Raw genomic sequence first — 3,661 nt, forward strand, 5'->3', positions numbered from 1 at the left:
GTGTAGACCCAGCCGCGTTCCTGCCCGCAGCACACGCAGGGGTCGTCGGAGGCGGTGACGGAGCCGGTGGCGACGGGGCTGGGGTGGTACGGGAAGTGGGGGAGCGCGGGGCGTCGGCGGGGCTCCGGCTGCGGGGAGATCACGAGCTGGATCGCCCGGCCGGTCAGGGCCTCGGGGGGCATGACGATCGCTTCCGCGCGGAGGCTCTCCGGGAGGTTCCCGCGGGCGGCCTCGCTCGTGAGGATCGCCGGGCAGTCGAGCGGTATGACGCCCGCGCCGGTTCTCCGGGCGAGCGTGGCCACGTGGTCGAGGATCCGTCCGGTGGAGAAGCGGCTGAAGGTGAGCCCGAGCGCGTCCCCGTACACCTCGGCCCCGCCGCCGTCCTCGGCTTCGAGTTCCCAGGACTCCGGGAACCCGGTGGGCGGCAGCCCGCCCACGGTGACGGGACCGAGGACTTCACGGAGCGCGGATTCGTCCATGGGGACGGGGTGTCCGTGGACGAAACGGCAGACGCACATGCTGTAGCTCATGGGGCTCCTACGACCGGTGGTGATCAGGGCCCGAAGCCCGTCGCCTCAGTGTGCCCGGTGCCGCGATACCCGAAATCGGGCATGAAGTGCCGTGATCCGCCGCCCCCCGCCCCCTAGGCTGCCGCGCATGTGCGGAATCGTGGGATACGTGGGGTCGCAGTCGGCGCTCGATGTCGTGATGGCCGGGCTGAAGCGGCTGGAGTACCGGGGGTACGACTCGGCAGGGGTCGCCGTGCTGGCGGACGGCGGGCTGGCGGCGGCGAAGAGGGCCGGGAAGCTGGTCAATCTGGAGAAGGAGCTGGTGGACCGGCCGTTGCCGACGGGGCACACCGGCGTCGGGCACACGCGCTGGGCCACCCACGGCGGGCCGACGGACGCCAACGCGCATCCGCATCTGGACAACGCCGGGCGGGTCGCCGTCGTCCACAACGGGATCATCGAGAACTTCGCCGCGCTGCGGGGCGAGCTGGAGGAGCGGGGGCACGCGCTCGCCTCAGAGACCGACACCGAGGTCGTCGCGCACCTGCTCACCGAGGAGTTCTCGGCGACGGCCGACCTCGCGGAGGCCATGCGGCTGGTGTGCCGGCGGCTGGAGGGGGCGTTCACGCTGGTCGCGGTGCACGCCGACGAGCCGGACGTGGTCGTGGGCGCCCGCCGGAACTCGCCGCTCGTGGTGGGCGTGGGGGAGGGCGAGGCGTTTCTGGCCTCGGACGTGGCCGCCTTCATCGCCCACACCCGCTCCGCGATCGAGCTCGGCCAGGACCAGGTCGTGGAGCTGCGGCGCGACGGGGTGACCGTGACCGGCTTCGACGGCCGGCCCGCCGACGTCCGCTCGTTCCACGTCGACTGGGACGCCTCCGCCGCCGAGAAGGGCGGCTACGACTACTTCATGCTCAAGGAGATCGCCGAGCAGCCGAAGGCGGTCGCCGACACGCTGCTCGGCCGTATCGACGCGGCCGGTTCCCTGCGGCTGGACGAGGTGCGCATCAGCGCGTCCGAGCTGCGGGAGGTGGACAAGGTCGTGATCGTCGCGTGCGGTACGGCCTTCCACGCGGGGCTCATCGCCAAGTACGCCATCGAGCACTGGACCCGTATCCCCTGCGAGGTGGAGCTGGCGAGCGAGTTCCGCTACCGGGACCCGATCCTGGGGCCGCGGTCGCTGGTGATCGCCATCTCCCAGTCCGGCGAGACCATGGACACCCTCATGGCGCTGCGGCACGCCCGCGAGCAGGGCTCCAAGGTGCTGGCGATCTGCAACACCAACGGCTCGACGATCCCCCGGGAGTCGGACGCGGTGCTGTACACGCACGCGGGCCCCGAGGTCGCCGTCGCGTCGACGAAGGCGTTCCTGACGCAGCTCGTGGCGTGTTACCTGGTGGCGCTGTACCTGGGGCAGGTGCGCGGGACCAAGTGGGGCGACGAGATCTCCGCCGTCGTCCGGGACCTCTCGCACATCTCCGGCGAGGTCGAGCGGGTGCTGGAGACGATGGAGCCGGTGCGGGCGCTGGCGCGGTCGCTGGCCGACAAGGACACCGTGCTGTTCCTCGGGCGGCACGTCGGCTACCCGGTCGCGCTGGAGGGCGCGCTGAAGCTCAAGGAGCTCGCCTACATGCACGCCGAGGGCTTCGCGGCGGGGGAGCTGAAGCACGGCCCGATCGCGCTCATCGAGGAGGATCTGCCGGTCGTGGTGGTCGTACCGTCGCCCCGAGGGCGGTCGGTGATCCACGACAAGATCGTGTCCAACATCCAGGAGATCCGGGCCCGGGGAGCGCGGACCATCGTCATCGCGGAGGAGGGCGACGAGGCGGTGGTGCCCTACGCCGACCATCTGATCCGGATCCCGGTCACGCCGACGCTGCTTCAGCCGCTGGTGGCGACCGTGCCGTTGCAGGTCTTCGCCTGCGAGCTGGCGACCGCCCGGGGCAACGAGGTGGACCAGCCGCGGAACCTGGCGAAGTCGGTCACGGTGGAGTAGCCCGCCTCGTACGACGGCCTCCCGAGCCCGCGTCCGGGGGTGCGGTCAGACGTGCACCTCGGGCGGGAAGCCGGTCCAGCGGAGCTCGGTGGGCAGGTGGCGCATGTCGTTGCCGACGAGGACGGACGCGGCTCGGCCGGGCGGGTAACGGATGACCGTGAGCGCCGCGTTGGCGTGGTTGAGGCCGAGCCAGCGCCATGCCGGGGCGTGCAGGGCGTCCCGGACCAGCCAGGCGACGAGGAAGTTGTGGGTGACGACCAGTTCGTGACGGTCCTGCCCGCCGTCCACCGGTCCGGTGAACAGGTCCAGCGCCCGGCGGGCCAGCGCGGCGCCCTGCTCCCGCTCGTCGGCGGTGGTGTCGGCGAGGAAGCGGAGATAGAAGTCCGCTGCTTCGGGCGGGAGTTCGTCCCTCGGGGGCACGTAGGGCACGTAGTCGCCGGCGACGTCCGAGGCGAGCAGGGGGACGTCCCCCAGGTGGGCGTGGACGAGGCGGGCGGTCTGTGCGGCGCGTGGCAGCGGGCCGTGGTGGACGGCCGTGAAGGGGACGTCCCGGAGACGGCGGCCGAGCAGGGTCGCCTGCTGTCGGCCTGCCGGTGTCAGCCCGCTCTCGTCCGGCAGCGCCTCGCCGTGCCGGACGAGATAGAGGTAGCGGGTGGCTGTGCCGGTCGTCTCAAGCTGCACGGTGAACGGTCTCCTCGACCTGTGGATCTGGCGTGATCATGGTCACTCTGGCCCGGAGAAAGCATGTGGGCCCTTGTGGACTGCGTAAAGACCGCTTGAAACTCTCCTCGCTCTTGGTTCATGAACATGGGGGGTCCCGTGCGTCCGGCACGTCCACTTGGTGTCGTTGCCGCCTTCGGGTCGGCCGTTGTCCTGACCGCACTGTGCCTGGGCGGATGCTCGGCCGACGCCTCCGGTGCGGACCGTTCGCCCACGCGTTCGGGGTCGCCGACGGCGGAGGTCCTAAAGGCCGAGCACTCGGCGTCCCCCTCGCTCAGCGCATCCCCCTCCGCGTCTCCCACGCCTTCGACGACGCCGTCGTCCACGCCGACACGGCGGGCGCGGACCTCCTCGTTCCCGTCGGGTGGGTCCGGGGGATCGGCCTGGACCGGTGGGTCCGGAGGGCCCGGTGGTTCCGGCACGACGGGGGGTGGTT

At 71.8% G+C, this 3,661-nt stretch carries 4 protein-coding genes; 2 read left to right on the forward strand and 2 right to left on the reverse strand.

Features of this window, described 5'->3' with window-relative positions; genetic code table 11:
- The coding region (locus tag EHS43_RS48870) for a CbrC family protein (RefSeq protein ID WP_312023473.1) at positions 1-530 on the reverse strand (530 nt) is incomplete at its 3' end.
- Positions 531-657: 127 nt separating this feature from the next.
- Here EHS43_RS48870 and glmS point away from each other — a divergent pair.
- Complete coding sequence (glmS, locus tag EHS43_RS40085; RefSeq protein WP_125195470.1) at positions 658-2,505, forward strand: glutamine--fructose-6-phosphate transaminase (isomerizing); 1,848 nt, start codon at positions 658-660, stop codon at positions 2,503-2,505.
- Between the two features lie 45 nt (positions 2,506-2,550).
- Here the strand turns inward: glmS and EHS43_RS40090 are convergent, their stop codons facing one another.
- Complete coding sequence (locus EHS43_RS40090) at positions 2,551-3,186, reverse strand: histidine phosphatase family protein (RefSeq protein ID WP_125195471.1); 636 nt, start codon at positions 3,184-3,186, stop codon at positions 2,551-2,553.
- Between the two features lie 215 nt (positions 3,187-3,401).
- On the opposite strand from EHS43_RS40090, the gene EHS43_RS47220 reads away from it, so the two are divergent.
- Positions 3,402-3,661 (forward strand): hypothetical protein (locus EHS43_RS47220; protein ID WP_221740804.1); only part of this gene is annotated, 260 nt, incomplete at its 3' end.

The organism is Streptomyces sp. RP5T (assembly GCF_003933965.1).
Classification (GTDB): Bacteria; Actinomycetota; Actinomycetes; order Streptomycetales; family Streptomycetaceae; genus Streptomyces.